At 47.1% G+C, this 1175-nt stretch carries 1 protein-coding gene; it reads left to right on the forward strand.

Annotation, left to right across the window (positions count from 1 at the left end; genetic code table 11):
* Nucleotides 1–38: 38 nt before the first annotated feature.
* Nucleotides 39–1175, forward strand: a 1137-nt coding sequence (locus tag R7P67_RS25490; protein WP_318086408.1) for an MOSC N-terminal beta barrel domain-containing protein, incomplete at its 3' end; no start/stop codon positions are given.

Consider the following 1175-nt stretch of genomic DNA (forward strand, 5'->3'; position numbering starts at 1 on the left):
TACTGCAACAAATAAAGATCCCCCGTAGGAAGAAGGCTATGTCGCAACCCGTTTTATCCCAAATCAATGTTTTTCCGGTTAAATCAGTCGGAGGTGTGTCGCTTTCGTCCGCATGGGTAGAAAAACAAGGGTTGAGTTTTGACCGTCGTTTTATGATTGCCAAAGCCGATGGTTCGATGATCACTGCGCGAAAGTACCCTCAAATGGTAACCGTGAAATCAGCGTTGCTTGCCGATGGGGTGGTGTTCAGTAGCTTGGGAATGGAACCACTTAAAATCCGTTATCAAGATTTCAAAATGCAGGAGACACCTGCAACGGTTTGGAAAGATACCTTCACCGCTTACACGACTACCGATGATGCGGATGATTGGTTTAGTCAGGTATTGGGACAGCGCGTAGAGTTGCTTTTTAGCGGTGAACAATCCAATCGTGTCCGTGAAAGCCTGGGACAAAATGTGAGTTTTGCTGACGGCTATCCAGTGTTGGTGATCAGCCAAGCTTCGCTAGAGGAATTGAACAAAAGAAGTTCTGAGCAACACTCCATGGATCAGTTCCGCACAAACTTAGTCGTATCTGATACCAAGCCATTTGAAGAAGATTCTTGGAAGCGCATCCGAATCGGGGAAGTGGAGTTCGAATCTCTCAAACCTTGTGAGCGTTGTATTCTTACTACGATCAATACTCAACGTGGCACTTTCCGTGAGAGCAAAGAACCGCTCAAAACGTTGCAACAGTTCCGCGCCAATGAACGAGGAGGTGTGTTCTTTGGACAAAACCTTGTGGCGCGCAATGAGGGCATTATTCGCCAAGGCGATAAAGTTGAAGTGCTCGAATATAAGGAGCCGGAATTTTATCCGGACAACTCACCTGTGCGCATGACGCTGACGTGTGTTGAGCGTGAAGAGATTGCTCAAGATTTCGTGACCTTATGGCTAGAACCGAGCAACGGTTCTTTACCAAACTACTTACCGGGCCAACATTTACCGATTGAGGTGGATATCAATGGTAAGAAAATTGGTCGTAGATATACCTTATCGTCTAGCCCATCTCGCCCTGGTCGCTATGCTATCTCCGTTAAGCGTATTGCGGGTGGCCGCGTGTCGAATGCCTTGTTAGACAACCTACAAGTCGGTGATGTATTAGAGGCAGAAAACCCAGATGGTCAGTTCCACCTT

This window comes from Vibrio sp. Vb0937 (assembly GCF_033338855.1).